The sequence below is a fragment of the Falsiroseomonas ponticola genome (assembly GCF_016805305.1).
In the GTDB taxonomy this organism is placed as follows: Bacteria; Pseudomonadota; Alphaproteobacteria; order Acetobacterales; family Acetobacteraceae; genus Falsiroseomonas; species Falsiroseomonas ponticola.
Genome location: NZ_JAERQN010000013.1, coordinates 34,070 through 53,665, shown reverse-complemented (window position 1 = coordinate 53,665; position 19,596 = coordinate 34,070). Strand labels below are relative to the sequence as shown.

General features: G+C 73.4%; 13 protein-coding genes. 1 reads left to right on the top strand and 12 read right to left on the bottom strand.

Features of this window, described 5'->3' with window-relative positions:
• Window positions 1–10: 10 nt before the first annotated feature.
• From JJI54_RS27615 to JJI54_RS27600, 4 genes are read right to left on the bottom strand one after another with little or no spacing between them, the layout of a single operon-like run.
• Window positions 11–457, bottom strand: coding sequence for a sarcosine oxidase subunit gamma (locus tag JJI54_RS27615; RefSeq protein ID WP_203076650.1), 447 nt, complete (start codon window positions 455–457; stop codon window positions 11–13).
• A complete protein-coding gene (locus tag JJI54_RS27610) occupies window positions 450–3,389 on the bottom strand; it encodes a sarcosine oxidase subunit alpha family protein (RefSeq protein WP_203076649.1) in 2,940 nt (979 codons plus the stop codon). Before JJI54_RS27610 ends, JJI54_RS27615 begins: the two co-directional genes overlap by 8 nt.
• The gene (locus tag JJI54_RS27605; protein WP_203076648.1) at window positions 3,386–3,637 is read right to left on the bottom strand and encodes a sarcosine oxidase subunit delta; all 252 of its coding nucleotides are present in this window, start codon (window positions 3,635–3,637) and stop codon (window positions 3,386–3,388) included. The genes JJI54_RS27610 and JJI54_RS27605 overlap by 4 nt, the downstream gene beginning before the upstream one ends.
• A complete protein-coding gene (locus JJI54_RS27600) occupies window positions 3,637–4,887 on the bottom strand; it encodes a sarcosine oxidase subunit beta family protein (RefSeq protein ID WP_203076647.1) in 1,251 nt (416 codons plus the stop codon). Before JJI54_RS27600 ends, JJI54_RS27605 begins: the two co-directional genes overlap by 1 nt.
• 142 nt (window positions 4,888–5,029) lie before the next feature.
• On the opposite strand from JJI54_RS27600, the gene JJI54_RS27595 reads away from it, so the two are divergent.
• The gene (locus JJI54_RS27595; RefSeq protein WP_203076646.1) at window positions 5,030–6,160 is read left to right on the top strand and encodes a TMEM43 family protein; all 1,131 of its coding nucleotides are present in this window, start codon (window positions 5,030–5,032) and stop codon (window positions 6,158–6,160) included.
• A 59-nt stretch (window positions 6,161–6,219) separates the two neighbouring features.
• Here JJI54_RS27595 and JJI54_RS27590 read toward each other — a convergent pair whose 3' ends face one another.
• From JJI54_RS27590 to JJI54_RS27555, 8 genes are all read right to left on the bottom strand, one after another.
• Window positions 6,220–7,335, bottom strand: a complete 1,116-nt coding sequence (locus tag JJI54_RS27590; RefSeq protein WP_203076645.1) for a hypothetical protein — start codon at window positions 7,333–7,335, stop codon at window positions 6,220–6,222.
• 59 nt (window positions 7,336–7,394) lie between these two features.
• Window positions 7,395–8,804, bottom strand: coding sequence for a formylglycine-generating enzyme family protein (locus JJI54_RS27585; protein ID WP_203076644.1), 1,410 nt, complete (start codon window positions 8,802–8,804; stop codon window positions 7,395–7,397).
• 355 nt (window positions 8,805–9,159) lie between these two features.
• Window positions 9,160–10,326, bottom strand: coding sequence for an ABC transporter permease (locus tag JJI54_RS27580; protein WP_203076643.1), 1,167 nt, complete (start codon window positions 10,324–10,326; stop codon window positions 9,160–9,162).
• Complete coding sequence (locus JJI54_RS27575) at window positions 10,326–11,033, bottom strand: ABC transporter ATP-binding protein (RefSeq protein ID WP_203076642.1); 708 nt, start codon at window positions 11,031–11,033, stop codon at window positions 10,326–10,328. The genes JJI54_RS27580 and JJI54_RS27575 overlap by 1 nt, the downstream gene beginning before the upstream one ends.
• Window positions 11,030–12,928: a vWA domain-containing protein gene (locus JJI54_RS27570; protein WP_203076641.1), complete on the bottom strand. Its 1,899-nt coding sequence runs from the start codon at window positions 12,926–12,928 to the stop codon at window positions 11,030–11,032. Before JJI54_RS27570 ends, JJI54_RS27575 begins: the two co-directional genes overlap by 4 nt.
• The gene (locus JJI54_RS27565; protein WP_203076640.1) at window positions 12,925–13,983 is read right to left on the bottom strand and encodes an SEL1-like repeat protein; all 1,059 of its coding nucleotides are present in this window, start codon (window positions 13,981–13,983) and stop codon (window positions 12,925–12,927) included. The genes JJI54_RS27570 and JJI54_RS27565 overlap by 4 nt, the downstream gene beginning before the upstream one ends.
• On the bottom strand, window positions 13,983–16,598 hold the full coding sequence (locus JJI54_RS27560; protein ID WP_203076639.1) for a virulence factor SrfC family protein: 2,616 nt from the start codon (window positions 16,596–16,598) through the stop codon (window positions 13,983–13,985). Before JJI54_RS27560 ends, JJI54_RS27565 begins: the two co-directional genes overlap by 1 nt.
• Window positions 16,595–19,549: a virulence factor SrfB gene (locus JJI54_RS27555; RefSeq protein WP_203076638.1), complete on the bottom strand. Its 2,955-nt coding sequence runs from the start codon at window positions 19,547–19,549 to the stop codon at window positions 16,595–16,597. The genes JJI54_RS27560 and JJI54_RS27555 overlap by 4 nt, the downstream gene beginning before the upstream one ends.
• Window positions 19,550–19,596: the final 47 nt, after the last annotated feature.

The window sequence follows — 19,596 nt, the reverse complement described above, 5'->3', positions numbered from 1 at the left end:
GGGTTCGTCCTTATGCGCGGCCGCGCATGGCGGTGTGCAGCGTCTCCACCAGGCTGTCGCCGTAGGATCGGTAGCAGGCGAGCCGGAAGGCCTCGCCCTGGCGCCAGACCAGCAGCGGGATATAGGCGCCGATGGTGGCGGCCGCGGCGCCATCGGGGAAGGCGCGCGGGTGCAGGTCGATCGGCAGGATGGTCGCCAGCGCGTCCCGCGCCCGCGGCCCGGCGAGTTCCAGGATGCGGCGCGCGCCGGTCAGCGGCGTGCGGTTGCCCGGCGGCACGGCGGGCGGCGTCGCGGGATCGTGCAGCAGCAGCCATTGCCGCGGCGCGGTCCAGATCGCCGTCCCCTGCGGCAGGGTGACGGCGGCGGGGCGGTGCGGCAGGCCGGGCAGCAGGTCCGGCGGGCCGTGCAGCGCGGTGCAGGCCAGGCCCGTGACCTCCGTCAGCGTGAGGTCAGCCACGGCTGCGGCCTCCCTCGATGTCGATGAAGACGGGCTTCACCACCTCGGCCTCGGAATCGTTCCCCCGCACGGGATCGTGGATGCGTATCCGTGTGCCGATGCGCGCGGTACCGCCCGAGAGCAGCCCGAGCGCGATCATGTGCCCGAGATGCGGCGACCAGCAGGCGGAGGTGACGTGGCCGAGGTCATTGTCGGTGCTGATGGCGACACCGGGCTCGAAGAGATGCGATCCCGCCTTGATGACCTGCGCGGCATCCAGCGCCTTCAGCCCGACCAGCACCGGCCGCGCGGGATCGGTCAGGGCGGGCCGCTGCGCCATCGCGCGGCCGATGAAATCCTTCTTCCGCGACAGCATGCGCCCGAGGCCGAGGTCGCCCGCCGTGGTCTGGCCATTGAGTTCGCCGCCCGCCGCATGGCCCTTCTCGATCCGCAGCACGCCCAGCGCCTCCGTGCCATAGGGCGAGAGGCCCTGCGGCGCGCCGGCCGCCATCAGCGCCTCCATGAAGCGCTCGGCGTCATCGGGCGGCACGCCGATCTCATAGGCCAGCTCGCCGGAAAAGCTGAGGCGGTAGAGCCGCGCGGGAATGCTGCCGGCGACCATCGCCTCCAAGCAGGCCATGTGCGGCAGCGCGGCGTTGGAGACATCGGCGCTGGTGATGGCGGAGAGGATGTCGCGCGACCGCGGCCCGGCCAGAGAGACCTGCGCCCAGGCATCCGTGACGGACAGGATCGCGACATCGAGGTCGGGGCGCAGCAGCTGGTGGCAGAACTCGATGTGCTGCATCACCTTGCCGGCATTCACCGTGGTGGTGGTGACGAAGAAGCGGTCCTCCGCCAGGCGGGCGACGGTGCCGTCATCCATGACGAAGCCGTCCTCCCGCAGCATCACGCCGTAGCGGATGCGGCCGACCGGCAAGGTCGCGATGTCATTGGCATAGACGAGGTCGAGCAGCGCGGCCGCGCCCGGTCCCACCACCTCGATCTTGCCCAGCGTCGAGACGTCGCAGACCCCCGCGGCGGCGCGGACATTCAGCACCTCCCGGTCCACGCTGTCGCGCCAGCCCTTCTCCCCGGGGCGCGCATACCATTCGGCGCGCAGCCAGGGGCCGGTCTCGATGAAACTCGCGCCGTGGCGCGCGGCCCAGGCGTGGAGCGGCGTGCGGCGTATGGGCTTGATGGCGCGGCCGACATGATGCCCGGCCAGCGCGCCGATGGCGACGGGCGTGTAGGGCGGGCGGAACATCGTCGTGCCCGTCTCGGGAATCGTGCGCCCTGTCTCCGCGGCGAGAATGGCGAGGCCCACGACATTCGCCGTCTTGCCCTGGTCCGTCGCCATGCCGAGCGTCGTGTAGCGCTTCGCATGCTCGACGCTGCGGAATCCTTCGCGCGCGGCCAGCGCGATGTCGTCGCCGGTGACGTCGTGCTGGAAATCGACGAAGGCTTTTCCCCGGCCGCCCTTCACATGGAAGAAGGGCGCCAGCGCGGCGGGTTCGTCATCCGCGCGCGGCAGGGTCAGCGCCTGGCCGTCATGCCCCGCATCGCGCGCGGCGGCGAGGCCGGCGGCCGCGCCATCCGCCAGGCAGGCGGCGAGCGTCATCCGCCCCGCCGCCGCACCTGCCACGGCAAGGCCGGGCGGTGGCGTGCCGGGGGTGAAGGCGTGGATGCCCTCGTTCCAGACGGGCCTGCCGCCGTGATGCGCACTGAGGTTCAGCGTCGGGTTCCAGCCGCCGGCGACGGCGAGCAGGTCGGCCTCGATCCTGTTGCCGTCGATCTCCACGCCGGTCAGCGCCAGGCGTCCGGTGGTGCCCGTGACGCGCCCGCCCAGCACCTGGCGCGCCTTCGCGGCCATCGCCGTGACGGCGGGCGCCACAACCGGCCGCGCATCCACCACCGTGACCTCCGCGCCCGCGCCCAGCAGGTCCGCCGCCGTGCGCCAGCCATCGTCGCCGGCGGTGAAGACCACGGCGCGCCTGGCCGGCAGCACCGCGAAGCGGTTGAGGTAGCCGCGCGCGGCGGCGGCCGACATCACGCCGGGGCGGTCATTCCCCGCGAAGGCGATGGGCCGTTCCACCGCGCCCGCCGCCAGCACCGCGCGCTTCGCCACGATGGTCCAGGCGCGCTGCCGCGGCGTGCCGGGTGGCGGCGCCGCCAGGTGATCCGCCACGCGTTCCAGCGCGCCGTATTGCCCATCGTCGAAAACGCCGAAGACGGTGGTGCGCGGCAGCAGCGTCACGTCGGGCATCGCGCGCAGTTCCGCCAGCACCTGCTCCGCCCAGAGCGCGGCCGGCGCGCCATCGATCTCCTGCCGGTCTTGCAAAAGCCTGCCGCCGAGGCGCGAATCCTCATCCGCCAGCACCACCCGCGCGCCGGTGCACGCCGCCGCCAGCGCCGCCGCCAGCCCCGCGGGGCCGGCGCCGATCACCAGCACGTCGCAGAACAGGTGCGCGCGCTCATAGCCATCCGGGTCCGGCGCCTCCGCCGCGCGGCCCAACCCGGCGGCGCGGCGGATCAGCGGTTCATAGACCTTCTCCCAGAAGGAGGCCGGCCACATGAAGGTCTTGTAGTAGAAGCCGGCGGAGAAGACGGGGCCGAGCATCCCGTTCACCGCCATGGCATCGAAGCGCAGGCTCGGCCAGCGGTTCTGGGACGTGGCCTCCAGCCCGTCGAACAGCTCCGCCACCGTGGCGCGCGTATTGGGTTCGCGCCGCGCGCCGCCGCGCAGCTCCACCAGCGCGTTGGGTTCCTCGGCGCCGATGCCCCAGACACCGCGCGGGCGGTGGTACTTGAAGCTGCGTCCCATCAGCGTGACGCCATGGGCCAGCAGCGCGGAGGCCAGCGTATCGCCGGCATGGCCGGTATAGGGGCGGCCATCGAAGGTGAAGCGCAGCGTGGTCGCGCGGTCGATCACGCCGCCGGTCGGAAGCCGGGTCATGGCCGCGCGGCCTTCACGGCGGCGATGGCGTGGTTGCGCGTGTCGCGCGTCACCACCAGCCATTGCCGGCAACCATGGACGTGCTGCCACAGCTCCTCATGCAGCCCCGCGGGATTCTCCCGCAGATTGACGTAATCGTGCCACGCCTCGGGCGGCGCATCGGGCGCCGGGCGTGGCGGCGACTTCGATCCGATGGTCACGAACTCCGCGCTGCCGCGCGGGCCGCAGAAGGGGCAGGGGATCAGCACTAATGCAGGTTCGGCTGGGCGCCGACTCCCTTCTCGTCCAGCACGGCGCCGCTGGCGAAGCGGTCCAGCCGGAAGGCGGCGTTCAGCGCATGGGGCTCCCCGGTCGCGATGGTATGCGCGAAGCACCAGCCGGAAGCCGGCGTCGCCTTGAAGCCGCCATAGCACCAGCCGCAATTCAGGAAGAGGCCCTCGACCGGCGTGCGGTCGATGATGGGCGAGCCATCCATCGACATGTCCATGATGCCGCCCCATTGCCGCAGGTAGCGGAGGCGGGACATGGCGGGGAAGAGCTGCACGCCGCCCTCCATCACATCCTCCACCACCGGCAGCCCGCCGCGCTGGGCGTAGGAATTGTAGCCATCGATGTCGCCGCCGAAGACCAGCCCGCCCTTGTCGGACTGGCTGACATAGAAATGGCCGGCGCCATAGGTGACGACGCAGTCGATCATCGGCTTCACGGCCTCGCTGACGAAGGCCTGCAGCACGTGGCTTTCGATCGGCAGGCGCAGCCCCGCCATCGCCGCGACGCGGGAGGTGTTGCCCGCCACGGCAAGCCCGACGCGCTTCGCCGCGATGAAGCCGCGCGTGGTCTCCACGCCGCGCACGAGGCCACCCTCCACGCGAATGCCGGTGACTTCCGTATTCTGCAGCAGGTCGACGCCGCGCTGATCGGCGGCGCGGGCATAGCCCCAGGCCACGGCATCATGCCGCACCGTGCCGCCGCGGCGCTGCAGCAGCCCGCCCTTCACGGGAAAGCGCGGATTGTCCGTGTTCAGCAGCGGCAGCATGGCCTTCACCTGCGCCGCATCCAGCAGTTCCGCATCCACGCCCGCGATGCGCATCGCATTGCCGCGCCTTGCATAGGCATCCCGCTGCCCGTCGCTATGCGCCAGGTTCAGCACGCCACGCTGGCTGACCATGGCGTTGTAGTTGATGTCCTGCTCCAGCCCTTCCCACAGCTTCATCGAGTGTTCGTAGAAATGCGTGTTGCCGGGCAGCAGGTAGTTGGACCGGATGATGGTGGTGTTGCGCCCCACATTGCCGGAGCCGAGATACCCCTTCTCCACCACCGCCACATCCGTGATGCCGTGCAGCTTCGCCAGGTAATGCGCCGTGGCCAGCCCATGCCCGCCGCCGCCGACGATGATGGTGTCATAGGCCGCGCGCGGTTCAGGGAAGCGCCAGACCGGCGTCCAGGCGCGGTTGCCGGCCAGCGCGTTCCGCAGGATGGAAAGGATGGAGTAGCGCATGCGCGTCCGTTCGGCGGGGCCGCGCCATCTAACCCCAGCCGCGGCGGCCCGGCCAGCCGCCTGCCCCGAAACAACGCGACACCCGCGGCAATGGACAGGCAACCCTGTCCTGCTACCCATGCCGGAACGAAGGAGAACGCGCATGCCCGTCGATGGAGTCGAGGACGTCTTCACCGAGACCACCAGCCAATCCTGGTTCTCGCGCCTCGGCGGCGCGCTGACGGGGCTGCTGATCGGCCTGGTCCTGGTCCCCGGCTCCTCCGTGCTGCTGTTCTGGAACGAGGGCCGCGCCGTGCAGACCGCGCAATCCCTGGCGGAGGGCGCGGGCCTGGTGCTGCCGGTGGAACGCCTGGACCGCGCCAATGAAGGCCGCCTGGTCCATGTCGCCGGCCCCGCCCGCATCGCCACGCCCCCGCGCGACCCCGAATTCGGCGCGGCGCCGCCCGATGGCACGCTGCGCCTGGTGCGCACGGTGGAGATGTTCCAGTGGCGGGAGGAGCAGGAAAGCGAGACGCGCAACAAGCTCGGCGGCGGGACGGAGACGGTGACCACCTACCGCTACGTCAGGGGTTGGGCGGAGGGCCGCATCGACAGCGCCCGTTTCCGCCAGCCGGATGGCCACCAGAACCCGACGCCCCGCCAGGCCAGCCGCACCTTCCTGGCCCAGGGCGTGACGCTGAACGGCTACCGGCTGACGGAGGCGCAGCTGGGCAGCCTGCCGGCGGGCGAAACCCTGACCCCGCCCGGGGCGGGCGAGGCGCTGCGCTACATCGGCGCGGACCCCGCCAATCCCCGCATCGGCGACCTCCGCATCACCTGGACGGCGGCGCGGCCGGAGGCGATCTCCGTCATCGCCGCGCAATCCGGCGAGGGCTTCGCCCCCTACGCCACCCGCGCCGGCGACCGGCTGATGATGGTGGAGGCCGGCCGCCGCACCCCGGCCGAGATGTTCCGCGCGGCGGAGGAGGGGAACGCCTTCCTCACCTGGGTGCTGCGCGCGGTGGGGGCGGTGCTGATGTTCGTGGCCTTCGCGCTGCTGATGCGGCCGGTGAAGGTGCTGGCGGATGTCATCCCGCCGCTGGGCTGGCTGGTGGGCTTCGGCACCAGCCTGGTGGCGGGGGTGCTGACGCTGGTGCTGGCGCCGGGCGTGATCGCGGTGGCCTGGCTGTTCTACCGCCCGATCATCGCCATCGCCGTGCTGGCCTTCGGCATCGCCGCGGCCTTCGGGCTGACGCGCCTGCGGCGCCGCGCGCCGGCCGCGCGGCCGGCCTAGAGCATTGTTGTCGCGCCTTTTCCGGGTCGCCGGGCGATTCCGCCCGGCGTGAACATGGCCTAGCGCTGCGGCGGCGGGCAGGTGCCCGCCAGGGCGCAGGCCAGCTGGTCCGCCGCGGCCGGGCTGGGCGGCCGGGCAGCCGGTGCCGGGGTTGGCGCGGGCGTCGCGGCCGGGGCCGGGCCGGGCAGCACGGGGCGGGGCGCGCTGGCGACGGGCGGCGGGCGCACGGGTTCCGGCGCCGGCGGAGTCGGGCCGGGGATGGGCGATTTCTCATCCCCGAAGCCCGGCGCGCCCTGGCTCATCGGCCCGCCGGGCTTGCCGACGCCGCCATCCACCGGCGGGCGCGCCGCCTGCTGGACCGGCGGCGCGGTCGGCCTCGGCACGGCCTGGACGGGCGGCGGCACCGCTCGCGCCGGCACCAGGTTCACGTTGCAGGGCTGCTGGCCGACCAGGCCGCGCGCATGGATGCGCTGGGGCGTCACGATCACCGCGTCGAAGCTGGCGGCGCCGCTGCGCGGGCCCTGGCCATCCAGCCGCATCAGCGGCGTCGGGTTCACGCCGATGATCCGCCCCTGCATGCGGACATCCTCGAAGGCAAGGCTCAGCACATTGTTCGCGACAGTGGCGCGCGCCGCCATCTCCCCGCTGTCGGAGAGGTCCCGCGTCGGGCAGTTCACCGTGCCGGTCCAGGTGCCGTCCAGGCTGCCGCCGCCCGCCGCCGGCACGGGCGCCGGGGCCTGGCTGACCGGCGCCTGGCTGACCGGCGCCTGGCTGACCGGCGCCTGGCTCACCGGGGGCCGGGCCTGCGGCGCGGCGCCGCTGGACAGCACCAGGTTCAGGTTGCAGGGCCGGTCGCCGACCAGGCCGCGGGCATGCAGCTGGCCGCCCGCCATGACCACGCCGGTGAAGGCGGCCGTCACCTGTCGCGCCTCCCCCTCCAGCCGCACCGCCGCGGCGCCGAGGTTCAGGATCCGGCCGCTCACCACCACCTCCGGCAGCGTCACCGTCATCTCCCCGTTGCGCACCTGGCCGCGCACGGGCGTGCTGCCGCTGTCGAACAGGCTGCGCGCCGGGCAATCCAGCGTGCCCGTCACCGGACCCTCGAAGGACTGGGCGCGGGCGGGCAGGGCGATGGCGAGGGGCAGGGCGGCCAGGGCGGCGGCGCGCAGGAACAAGGGGGTCTCCCGGGATCGATGCACCTGGATATAGCGGGCGCCGGCGCCCGCTTGCAGTCTCATCGCGGCGAGGCCGGGGCGGTGGTGCGCAGGATATCGGCCCGCAGCACCGCCATGGGCGGCACGCTGCCGCGCAGCGCCGCCGCCGCATGGGTGCCGACCAGCGCGACATAGGGCAGCAGCGCCGGCACGTTCTGCGCGCGCAGCTCCTGGCTCACCACCTCCAGCTCCGCAGGCAGCGGCACGTCGCTGGCCTGGGAGAGCTGCGCGATGATGGCGGCATAGGCGCGGACGCCGCCCTCCACCTCCGCCTGCACCGCCGCCAGCATGGGGCGCCAGGCCTGGGCCTGCTGCGGCGTGGCGCCGAAGGCGCCGGGGTTCTCCACCATGCCCTGCAGGCCGTTCGCGCGCTGCTGGGCGATGAAGACGTTGCGGGACAGCACCGCCGCCGCCTGCACCTGCGCCCGCGCGGCGACCCGGGCCCGGTCCGTCCTCTCCCGCGTCTCGCGCGCATAGGCCGCGCCGAGCCGGTCCAGCGCCGTCTGCATGGCGGGGTCCGATTGTTCCCGCCGCAGCGCCGCGATCAGCGCCGCGGGGTCGTCCTGCGTGCTGGCGCGGGCGCGGGTCTCGGCCTCGAAGGCCGTGCGCAGCGCCGCCGTATCCGCAAGGCTCCCCTGCGCCGCCGCCGCCAGGACGAAGCGAAAGCCCACGGTGGTGATGCGCGTGGGCTCGCCGCTGGTGGCGTCATAGGGCGCGTATTCGATGCGGAGGCTCGATCGCAGCTGCGCCTCCCCGGTGTTGCGGTAATCCCCGCCCCGCGCCACCAGCCCGCCCGCCAGCCCGTGCTGCCGGCCGACGCGGTTGAGCCGGAAGGGCTCCAGCGCCCATTCCGCCGCATTGCCCAGCATGTCGTGCAGCCCCAGCGGATTGGGGCGCTTCAGGCCGATCGGCGAAAGCCGGCCCGCGGCGCTGCGGGGGCCCTGGAACCAGGCATAGGCTTCCGGCCCCTCCGGCATCGGGAAGGTGCGGGCCTGGAACTCGGCCTCCCCCACCGCGGCACCGCCGCGCGCCGCGTATTCCCACTCCGCCTCGGTCGGCAGGCGCACGAAGGCCGGCGCGCCACCCCGCCGCGGCAGGCGCGGCCCGCCATTGCGCGCGAGGAAGCCCGAATAGCGCTGCGCCGCCTCCGCGGCCTCCAGCCAGCTCACCTCCACCGCGGGCAGCCGCGCCGCGGGCGTGTTCGCGGCCGGGCAGACGGGGTTGCGCAGGGCCTCCATCTGCGTGCGCGTCACCTCGTATTTCGACATCCAGAAATGCCGCGGCTCCGCCCCCCCGCCGAAGGGGCCGACCAGGTAGGTGCGGCGCAGATACTCGATGTAGCCGGTCTCGGTCTCCGCGCTGCCGAGCAGCAGGGCGCGGTCGTCCAGCCCGCCATCGCCCGCCGGCGTATCGACCCGCCGGAAGGCCATCGCCCCGCCGCAGGGCAGGGGCAGGACCAGGTCATCCGGAAGAGGCCGCGGGTTGAAGGCCGCGGCGGGCCAGGTGGGCGCCGGCTGAGCCAGGGCAGGGGGGGCGAGGAGGAGGAGCAGGGTGGCGCGGGTGGCGCGGGTGGCGAGGGTGGCGCCGCGGGGGAAACGCCGTTTCCCCCGTACCCCCTTTGCCAGGGTCCAGCGGGACCCTGGACCGCGGGGTTCATGGGCAGGTGGCGGGGAGGGCATCGCCCTCCCCGCCACCTGCCCATCACCTGGGTTCAAAGGGCCGCCGGGCCCTTTGCAGGGGGTGCAGGGGGACAGCGTCCCCCTGCAACGGCCACCCACGCCCCCCTCACTCATCCCGCAGCCCCTCCGCCGGGTCCGCGCCCGCCGCCCGCTGCGCCGCCGCGGCGGAGGCCAGGATGGCGGCGCTGGTGGCCAGCAGGCAGGCCAGGCCCAATTCGCCGAGGCCGATGCGCGCGAGGTCGCGCCCTTCCGCGGGGCCGAGCAGCGCCAGGCGGTTCACCAGCTGCGCGGCGCCGATGGCCAGCGCGGTGCCGGCGATGCTGCCGCCGAGCGCATAGGCGATGCCTTGCCACACCGGGATCATCACCAGCGTCGCCTGCCGCAGCCCCATCAGCCGCAGCAGGGACAGGGTGCGGCGCTTGCGGCTGACGCTGGCCCAGAGCGCCGCGCCAAGGCCGAGCACGAAGCCCGCCGCGCCGACCGTGGCGATGACGGCGAAGCCGGCGGTGAGGTTGCGGTCAAGCGCCAGCAGGGCGGCGACATCCTCCGCGCGGGACCGCGTCTCGATCCCCTGTTCCTGCAGCAGCGCGACCAGCGCCGGCACATCCTCCAGCCGCCGCGCATGCAGGCGGAAGCCCTCCGCGCGGCGGGGGCTGCCATCCGCCGCGCGATCGTCGAGGAAATCCTGCACCTGCCGGCCCAGCGCGGGGGGCGCGAAGATCGCGTCGCGGTCGAAGGCGCCGGCGGGGGCGATGGCCAGCGCCGTGAGGTCGAGCGCCAGCACCTCCCGCCCCTCGCCCACGCGGCGGATGATGCGCAGCCGCAGCGCATCGCCGGGGCGGAGCGAGAGGCGCTGCGCGGCCGCGGCGGTGACGATGACCTGCCGGTCGGTGGCGGCGGGGATGCCGGGCAGCAGCGGGTCGCCCGGGGCGGTCGGCAGGATCTCCACCGTGGCGACGCGGCCCGGCTGCGCGGCGGCTTCCAGGCTGCCGGTGGCGGCCAGCAGCCGGGTGCGGGGGATCAGGAAGCCGGTCTCCGGCCGCGCGGCCAGCGCCGCGAACCAGGCGGGGTCCAGCGCCAGGTTCTGGACATTGGCGATCTCCCGCGTGCGGGGGCTGGCGGAGAGGTCCTCCTTCAGCCCCGCGACGACGCCGGCGCGAAGCCCCGCCAGCAGGATCAGCGGCGCGATGACGGCGGCCATGGCCAGCACGGAGCAGAGGGTGAAGGCCGGTTCGCGCCGCAAATCGGCCAGCGCCAGGCGGAGCGATCGCATCAGGCCGGGACCAAGGCGGGCAGGCGGGAGGAAGCGGAGCCGGGTTGCAGCGGCAACTCCCGAAAGCCGGCCGCGCGGGCGGCGGGGGCGTCATGGGTCGCGAGCAGCACCGCCGCGCCGGCTTCCCGCGCCTGGTCGGCCAGCAGCGCCAGGATGGTGGCGGCCATGTCGGGATGGACGCTGGCCGTGGGCTCATCCGCCAGGACCAGGGCGGGGCGATGGGCCAGCGCCCGCAGGATGGCGGCGCGCTGCCGCTGGCCGACCGAGAGCGAGGCGGGCATGCGCCCCAGCAGCGCGCCGATGCCGAGGCGCTCCGCCAGCGCGGCCAGATGCGCGGCATCCCGCTGCCCCGCCAGGTCCTGCGCCAGCGCCGCATTGGCGCCGACGCCGAGGAAGGGCACCAGCCCGCCGGTCTGCAGCACATAGCCGAAATGCCGCGCCCGCAGCGCCGCCAGCGCGTCCTTGGCGCCGCGCGACCACAGCGCCCCGGCATCGGCGCCGCATACCTGCAGCCGTGCCGCCTCGTCAGGCCGGCGCGCCAGGGCGGCGATGTCGAGCAGGGTGGATTTGCCCGTGCCGCTCGCCCCCGTCACCGCGACCAGCGCGCCGGGGTGGAGTTGCAGCGCCTCGATCGTCAGGGTGAAGGCGGCCCCGCCGGCGCGGCGGGTCGCGACCACGCCCTCCAGCGCCAGGGCCGGTGCCGTCACGGCAGCTGGTCGAGTGGCATGGGGAAGACCGCCGCGCCCGCATCATTGCCGCTGCCGAGCTGCGTCCAGAGCGCCGGCGTGCGGGCATATTCGTCATAGAGGCGGAGCTTCGCCTCCAGCGCGTTCAGCAATTCGCGCTGCCCGCCGGATTGCAGTTCCAGCCAGCCGCGTTCCGTGAGTTCCATCACCTGGCTGCGATAGGGCAGGCCATCGAGGTATTCGCCGAAGGCGGCGCCGAGGCGTTCGAGGTTGCCGATGCGCCGCGGATCGCGCGCGGCGGAGAGCGCGGCGTTGCGGATATTGGCGAAGACCGTCTGCGGCTGCAGCCGCCCCGCATTGGCGCCATCGATCACGAGGCGCAGCGCGGAACGCAGATCGGAAAGCTGGTCGCGCGTCAGCAGGATGCGGACATCGAGGTTGGCGCGGTTGCTGTCCGCCAGGTCCCGGTCCGTGGTGAAGCTGCGCACGATATCGGGTGCGGCGGCTTCCTGCACGCGGCCCAGATAGGCAAGGCGCATGGCCTGGCCCACCACATCCACCTGCTGCTGCACCTGCGGCGCGGCCGGGGCATTGCCGCGCAGCTGCGCGATCGGCGTGTTGGTCAAGGTCGCGACCTGGCGGAGCAGGGCTTCCGTGATGGCCTCCACCGTCTGGCCGAAGGCCGCGACCTCCCCATTCGGGATCGGGTAGTAGAAGGGCTCCGGCGCGCCATCGAAGCGCGTCAGCTCGCGATACTGGGCGCGGGCGCGGGCGTGGTTGTTGCGGCCTTCCGGCGTCAGCAGATGCAGCGCGAAGGTGGCGATGGCGCGCTGCTTCAGCAACTCCCGCATCTCCGCGATGCCGAGGCGGGTGGAGGAACGCGGGTCCGTGGCGTCGCGCGTGCCGGCATCCGTCACCAGGATGATGAAGCGCCCGCCCAGGCTGTTCCAGTCCGCGGCATCCAGCGCGGCGCGCAGCCCGGCGACGGCGTCCTCGTCGAAGCCCTCGTTGCTTTCGGTGGCGGCGGCGGCTTCGGCGATGCGGGGCAGGATGGCGTCCGCGGGCTGGCTGAAATCGGCGCGGGCATGGGTGCGCGTGACGTATTCCAGCGCCTGGTTGCCGCCGAGGTCGTCGCGATAGGCGACCAGGCCGAAGCGGAAGCGGTCCCGCAACGCCGTGGTGCCGATGCGCGCCATGACGTTGCGGATCGCCTCCCGCGTGCGATCCAGGTAGGGCTGCATGGAGAGCGTGGTGTCCACCACGAAGACCAGCGCGCCGCGGAAATCGGCAAGGGGATCGCGCGCAGGCGGCGCGGCGCGGCGCTCCGCGGGGGCCGACGCGACTTCCAGCAGCCGCATCCGGTCGCCGCGTTCGTTCTCCACTTCTTCCGCGCTCAGCACGGGCAGCAGATAGAAATTCCGGCTGATATCGACATAGGTTTCGGGTTCGAGGGCGATGACGCGGCCATCATTGGCGCGCCGCGCTTCCGCCCCCGCCGCCGCCATGTCCCGCGCCAGGATCACGCGGCGCAGCGCCTGGCCGTCGCCGAAGAACATGGTGCGTTCGCGGCCCGCGGGGTTGGTGAAGGCCAGCACCATGGTCTGGCCCCAGGGCAGGGCGCGTTCCTCCCGCATCCAGCCCTCGGTCGCGCCGGTGGCGTCGCGGCCGACCTCGATCCAGGCCTCCGCGCCGCTGCCCTGGCGGGCATAGACGTGGAAGAGGGTGAAGCCCGGCACGGGGGTTCCGGCGCCGGCGCCTGGTGTGGCGTGCAGGGTCGCGCCCGGGCGCGTCAGCACCTTCTGCGTCAGCGTCTGCTTGCCTTCCATCAGCAGCGCGCGCCGCGCGCCGGCCGGCGCCTGCGCCAGGGCGGGCATGGCGATGAAGGCGGCGAGGATCAGGGCGAGGAAGCGCATCATGGCCAGAAATCCCGAAGCGCGAGTTGTGCCAGCGTGTCGCCGTTGCGCGCCGCCGCTTCCAGCCGCTGGCGCAGCACGGCGCGGGGCGCGGCGGCCCCGGCATCGCCCGCCTGCTCCGCCCGCCGCCACAGCTCCGCGGCCTTGGTGGGGTTGGGGGCGGACAGCGCGCCGCCGGGGGTGAAGCTGGCGGGGTCATAGAGGCGCGCGAGCGCCGAGAGGGCAGGCCCGTGCCCGGCTTCCGCCGCGAGTTCGATCAGCAGCAGCGCATCCTGCGGCCGCGTCGCCTGGCGCGCCTGGCCGATTTCCAGCACCCGCGCGGGCGGCAGGTTCATCGCCGCGATCTCGGCCGGGGTGGCATTGGCCGTGGGGTCCGAGGGTGGCGCGGCCGGGGGCGAGGGCGCGGCTGGCGTTGCGGGCGTCGCCACCACCGCGGGCGCGGGCCAGAACCACCAGGCGGCCGCGCCACCCCCGGCCAGCAGCAGCAGGGCCAGCAGGATCATCGGCAGGCGGGAGGGTTGCGCCGGTGCCTCCGGCGGGCGGATCGGCGGCGGATCGACCGGGCGCGGCGGCGGCGCGGGCGGCGGCGGCTCGACCCGTGGCGCGGCGCGCAGCACCACCGTGGCGTCGCTATCCACCGGCTTCGGCGGCGGCGGCGGTGCCTCCACGCGGCCCGGCACGCGGCGCGGCGGCGCCTGGCCCGGCCGGTTGGCGCCGAAGCCGCCGCGCCTGCCGGCCTGGGCGGGCGCGATCTCCGGCCAGATCACCACCTGGTCGATGCCGAGCGCGGGGATGCCGAGGCGCACGGGCCCGGGTTCCAGATGCTCCGCCGCTTCCGGCCCCAGCACCAGCACCAGGTCATCGCCCTCGCGCCCGGTCTCGATGGGCGTCAGGCGCCCGGCCGCCACCTGCCAGCCATCGGGGCCGAGGCTGTCCGCGCCGAAACCCTCCCGCGTGAAGGTCACGGCGGGGGCTTCGCGGCCCGCCAGGCCCGGCAGGATGAGGCGCGCGCAGCCCTCGCCGGGGCGGTGGGGGTCTTCCTCGATCCGCGGCCGCATCACGCCGCCTTCGCGCCATGCAGCGCGGTGTCGAGGTCGGACAGGATCCGCCCCAGCGCCGCGTTGCGCGCGACATCCACCGCATCCTCCCCATCGCCCTGCACGTTCAGGTCGGTGGAGCGCAGGAAGGCCTGCACCCAATCGAGGCTCTGCTGCCGGTCGTAATCCGCGGCCACCACGCCGAGCGGCGGCAGGCCATCGATCTTCGGCCGCGGCGCGAAGACCGGCCGGCGTTCGGCGCCGACCACGGGGCGTTCCGCGATCGGCTTCGCATCGAAGCCCAGCGCGGCGACGAAGCCGCCGATGCGCAGCGCCGCGCAGAGCCCGCAGATGGCCGCCGCCGCCGAGGCGTGGCGCCGGAAGCCGAGGATGCCGCGGAGTTCGGCGGCGAGCGCCGCCTGCAGCTTCTCCCGCCGCGCGGATCGCAGCAGCTCCGCCACCAGCGTCCCCGCCACTTCCGGCGTCATGCCATAGAGGGCGTGGGTCGCCGGCGCATCCGCGAAGGCGTGCAGCCGGTCCGCCCAGAGCTTCAGCGCGACGGAGGCGAGGTGGTCGGCCTCATCCTCCGGCCCCGTGCTTTCCACTTCCGGCGGCGGCTCGTCGCCGAAATCGAGTTCCGCCAGCAGCCCCGCCGCGCCGGTGCGCGTGCCGACGGGCACGGCGCCGGCCTCGGTCGCCGCGAAGCGCGTGCGGGCGAGCACGGCGGCGATCTCATCCGCCTCCGGCGCCAGGGCGCGCAGCAGATGGCCGAAGCGCTGGCGCTCCACCGCCTTGGCAAGGGCAACGGCCACGGCGCGGGACGCCGCGCGGCGTTTCGCGAGTTCCTGCGCCAGATCGGCGGAATGCCAATGCGGCAGCAGCCGCGCGCGCAGCCGCTCGCCGAGATCCGCCAGACGCGCCGCCACCTGCCTGCGCTTCAGCGCGGGGTCGCAGACCGGCCGCAGCCGCGCGGCCAGGTGCCCGATGCCACCATCGTTGAGGCGCATCGCCTCGTCCCAGCTCAGCCCCGGATCGGCGAAATGCTTCTGCGCGTCATCGTTCCCGATGAAATCGGCGCGAAGCTGCGCGACGCGGGCGGCTTCCTGCGGGCGGATGCCGGTCTCCTTCCCCTGCTCGTCGTAGTCGAGGATCGCCTTGTTCGCGACATTGGGGTTGCGCAGCCAGAAGAGGTTGTCGAAGGGCCTTCCGGGGTGCCATTCGCGCGGCCAGGTGCTTTCCTTGCCGAAGAAGTCGATCAGCGAGGCCGCGAGCCGTGCCGTCCAGCGGCCGCCACCCTCCGCCTGGCCCTTCTTGCTCTCGAACTCCATGTCGAACTTGGTGAGCACGAAGAAGAGCGCGGTCGGCTGCGTCGCGCGCTTCGCCGGCGTGTCGCCATGGGTGCCGTTGATCCATTCCTCCACCATGCGCGGCAGGGTGCGCACTTCCTGGTTGGAGGGACCGATGCAGAGCAGCATCCCGGTCAGCTCCGTCTCCGCGCAATAGCGCTCGAACAGATAGGCGACCTTGCCGCGCAGGAGCACGGCGGGGAGTTTCGCGGGGTCGGCCAGGTGGCGCGCGGGGTCGCGGATCTGCTCGCGGGACCGCGCGCCGGGGAAGTCCAGCAGGTCCGTGACGTCGAAGAAATCCCAGGGCTTGTCGCGCAGCTGCACCGTCACTTCCGCGACCAGCGCGGCCAGCACCGCGCGCGGCAGATCGGCGCGAAGGCCGGACCGCGTGGCGACGGCGATGGTCGTGTCGTCCGGCTGCCCGAAGCGGTTGAGGGTCAGCACATCGATGATGCTGGTCTCCCGCGGCACCAGCGCCGTCAGCGGGCAGAAGGCGTCGTCGGGATGGCCGAGCTGCGCCAGCGCGCCGGCAAGCCGCAGATAGGCATCATCCAGCCGCGCGACGCGCCCCCAGACCAGGCCGAACAAGGCGGCGCGCGCGGGGTGGTCCAGCCGTGGCGCGATCTCGCTCGCCGCCTGCCAGAAGCGCGCGGCCTTCAGCGCCTGCACCAGCGCATGGCCGCCGAAGCGGCTTTCGAAGTATTCGCGAAGATCGACATAGACGTCGTCCTCGCTGAGCTTGTCGAAGGCGCTGGGCAGCATCCGCCCGCGCGCCTGGTCCAGCGCCGCCTCGATCGCGCCGGGGGAGGGCGCTTCGACATCCGCCGGATCGAAGTCGGAGAGGAAGGCATTGCCGATGATCTTCACCACATCGGTCTGCGACAGCAGCCGCAGCGCGACAGGCATGCCGGGCGGCGTCGCGATGCGCTTCATGGTGAAGCGGGTGACGAGGCCCGTCGCCTCCCGCCCGCCTTCCGGGTTGATGTCGCGCACGAAATCCACCGCGCGATCCTCGAACATCGCCATGAGCGGCGCATCCGCCGACTGCGCCAGCGCCGAGATCAGATAGGATTTCCCGGCCTGGGACGGCCCGAAGACGCCGACGCACATGGGCCGCGAAGCCGCCGCCGCCAGCCGGCCCGCGCGCAGCCCGACGCCGCGCAGCTCCCGCGCGAGCGCCGCCGCATCCAGCCCCGGCCGCGCCGCGCCCGCGAACCAGTCGAGCGCGCGGCCCGCGACCTCGCCGACCTTCTTCGCCTCGGTGGCGAGCTTCTGATCCAGCTCTGTCACGGTACCCCCAGCGCGCCCGTGTCGCGCCAATAGCCGCCCTCGTCGCGCATGGTCTGCAGGCGCATGCGCACCGTCGTCGGGTGGCGTTCCTGGCCTTCCGCGTCGCGGATGCTGGCCGGCTTGAACTGCTCCCGGCTCGCCTCCGCCTCCGGCGATCCGGGGTCCGCGATGCCGCGCGCCAGCCGCACGGTCAGCGGCAAAGCGAGGTTGCGCACATCATCCGCATTGCCGAATTCCAGCGCATAGAGCGGCGTCGCCGGCCAGCGTTCCAGCGGCAGCTGGCGGAAGCCGAGCATGGAGGGCGCCTCGAACGGTATCTCCACCTCCACCGCGACCGCGGTATCGGCATCGAGGTCGATGTCCCGCATGTATTCGTTGCGGCTCAGAAGCTGGCCCGAGGTCTCCAGCCGCCCGATGTAGCGCGCCGTGGATTTCATGCCGAGCCGCGAGGCGCGCAGCAGGAAGCCTGGCAGCGATCCCTCCGCCAGCGCCGCCACCATCGCACCGACGGCGGCGGTGGTCTTGGGGTCCTCGATCCGCGCATGGGCGTCGCGGAAGGGATACCAGCCGCCGGCGGGATAGCCCTGCATGTGGATGATGCGATGCGCGGCGACCGGCAGCTTGGCCAGCACGATATCCATCACCGCCCGCAGCCGGGACGGGCGGCCGGACAGCAGCAGCACGTCGCAATCATAGGCGTGCGTGGCTTCGCAGAGATCGGCCAGGATCGGGCCGAGCGTGCCGCGCACCAGCCCATCCATCACCGCGGCCTCCGGCGCGACTTCCACGCCGTTCAGCCGGAAATCGGCGGCGCCGGCATCCAGCGCGAGCCGTTCGAAGAAGGCGCAGGCGCGGTCATGGCGCGGCCGTCCCGGACCCTCCGCGATGCCGAGCCGCGCGACCACGCCGCTGGCGCCGGCCTCCATCACCTCATAGCCCGCCAGCAAGGCGAGCGCGCAGGGTTCCAGCACGCGGGCCACGAATTGCCTTGTGAGCTGCCGCTCGGCCTCCGACTGCCCGCCACGGGCGCCGCCCAGCACGCGGCGGAGGAAGGCCTTGGGATCGCGCAGCCCGGCCTCGCCCAGCGCGGCTTCCAGCGGCGGCAGCACCACGCGCTCGATCACGGCCTGCAGCAGGTCGTCGCCCGCGATCTTGAAGCCCTCGCGGAAATTCTGCGTGGGCCGGATCTCCTGGTCCTGCGCCAGGGCATAGGTGGTGACGGCGAGGTCCGTGGTGCCGCCGCCGATATCGATGCTGGCGATGCGCAGCGAGGGCTGCGCGCCATCCCGCACCCGCCCCATCAACGAGAACAACTGCCGAGGATCCGCCTGCAGCCGGTGCACGGATTCCGCATAGAGCCAGACGAGCTGCGTCGCGGTGGCTTCATCGAGGTTGGCGGACACGCGCGGCGGCAGCGGCGCCGCGATGGCACGCTCCGCGCTGCCCGCCGTCCAGCCCATCCAGGCCCAGACAAGCTCGACGGCGGCCTCCGCGCGCCGCCGCACGATCCGCTGCTCCGCCACCGGCATCGCCGTCGGCAGGGTCAGCGTCACGCGGCGCAGCCTTCGCGGCACATCGGCGTTGCGGCGCGCCGCGCGCGTGGCCGGCGCGTTGATCTGGCTGATCGCCTGTAGAAGAATCTCCGCCAGCATCAGCGTGTAGAGCGAGGACCGGCTGAAGCGCGCCCGCACCGCCGGCGTGGCGTTGCGGTGCTTCGACAGCAGCTCCCCCGTCTCCGTCAGCTCGTTCATGAAGGCGCCGGTCACGGGCTGCTCGCCCGCCGTGCCGAAGGCCGCCGGCGCCGACCCCGCCCCGAAGCGCCAGCCGAGCACGGAGGGTCTCTCGTCCCACAGATACCGCTTGGGCGAGGACAGCCCCGTCGCGCCTTCATTGCCCACGGACAGCCCCGCCAGCCGCACCGCCTCCGGCCCCACGCGCAGCGGAGACGGCCAGGCGAAGGCGGCGGCGCGGCCGGAGCGGCGGGACAGCGCATCCTGCCCGAAGCTGGCGCGGGAGAATTCGACGCGGCTCTCGAAGGGCCTGGCCGAGACATGCTCCGGCTTTGAGAGATCCCGCAGCGCCAGCGGGTAGGAATCGTTCAGCGAGAGCGGCCCGTCCGGCGCGCTTTCCACCAGGATGCCGCAGGTCCGCGCATTGCCGATATCGAGCAGCAGATCGACATCCACCATCGCGCTGCGACGGCCCGATACGCCCGCATCCACCAGCCTGACGCGCGGCGCGGCGCCCGCATGGCCCAGCACCTCCAGCAGCGTGAGGTACCGCGCGAAGGGCTCCATCCGATAGGCCAGTTCCTCCAGCTTGACCGGCTTGCCGCGCCGCTGGGCGGAGACCAGGTCGAGGAAGAGCTGTTCCAGCCACTGGCCGAACCAGCCCTCCGCGAGGAAGGAGGCATTGTCGGCGAGCCGCGCGGCCAGGCCGAATTCCTGTTCCTCCGCGGCGTCCTCCGCACTCGGCCCGGCATAGGCGCGGCCGTCGCGGCGGGGGACCAGCGTGGTGTCGAAGGCCAGCACCGCGCGATGGGTGGCGCCGCGCACCGTGCCCGGCGCCAGCTCCACCACGCGCAGCCGCGCCCAGTTGGTCGGGCCCTCATCGAAGATGGGCTGGCCATCCGCGGTGCGGGACTGGACGCGCAGGAAGGGCAGGGGCACCCACTGCCCCAGGAAGGGCTCCAGCGCCTGGGTGCGCGTGATCCGGTAGACTTCCTCCTCCGGCGGGTGGTTGCGGCCGACCGGGTCGAACAGCTCCCCCTCATCCGACTGCTCCAGCGCGCGCAGCAGCACCTGCTGGTCGCCATTCGCGTCACGGAGGTGCATCGGCTTCTCGTCCCAGAAGGGGCGGCTGATGCGGGGCAGCGCGTTGATGTCGAAATCCACGTCCAGGAACTGGATGCCGGAGGCCGGGATCAGGCTGTGCAGGGCGGCGCGGTTCATGGCGTGGCGCGGCTTCCCGGTTCCGTCATTGGACCCCGAGTATCGCC

What these genes read in the sequence shown, in the direction of transcription:
- JJI54_RS27610 (WP_203076649.1), bottom strand. Translation starts at nt 3,389, where the DNA reads ATGACCCGGCTTCCGACCGGCGGCGTGATCGACCGCGCGACCACGCTG.
- JJI54_RS27600 (WP_203076647.1), bottom strand. Translation starts at nt 4,887, where the DNA reads ATGCGCTACTCCATCCTTTCCATCCTGCGGAACGCGCTGGCCGGCAAC.
- JJI54_RS27595 (WP_203076646.1), top strand. Translation starts at nt 5,030, where the DNA reads ATGCCCGTCGATGGAGTCGAGGACGTCTTCACCGAGACCACCAGCCAA.
- JJI54_RS27585 (WP_203076644.1), bottom strand. Translation starts at nt 8,804, where the DNA reads ATGGCCTTCCGGCGGGTCGATACGCCGGCGGGCGATGGCGGGCTGGAC.
- JJI54_RS27580 (WP_203076643.1), bottom strand. Translation starts at nt 10,326, where the DNA reads ATGCGATCGCTCCGCCTGGCGCTGGCCGATTTGCGGCGCGAACCGGCC.
- JJI54_RS27570 (WP_203076641.1), bottom strand. Translation starts at nt 12,928, where the DNA reads ATGATGCGCTTCCTCGCCCTGATCCTCGCCGCCTTCATCGCCATGCCC.
- JJI54_RS27565 (WP_203076640.1), bottom strand. Translation starts at nt 13,983, where the DNA reads ATGCGGCCGCGGATCGAGGAAGACCCCCACCGCCCCGGCGAGGGCTGC.
- JJI54_RS27555 (WP_203076638.1), bottom strand. Translation starts at nt 19,549, where the DNA reads ATGAACCGCGCCGCCCTGCACAGCCTGATCCCGGCCTCCGGCATCCAG.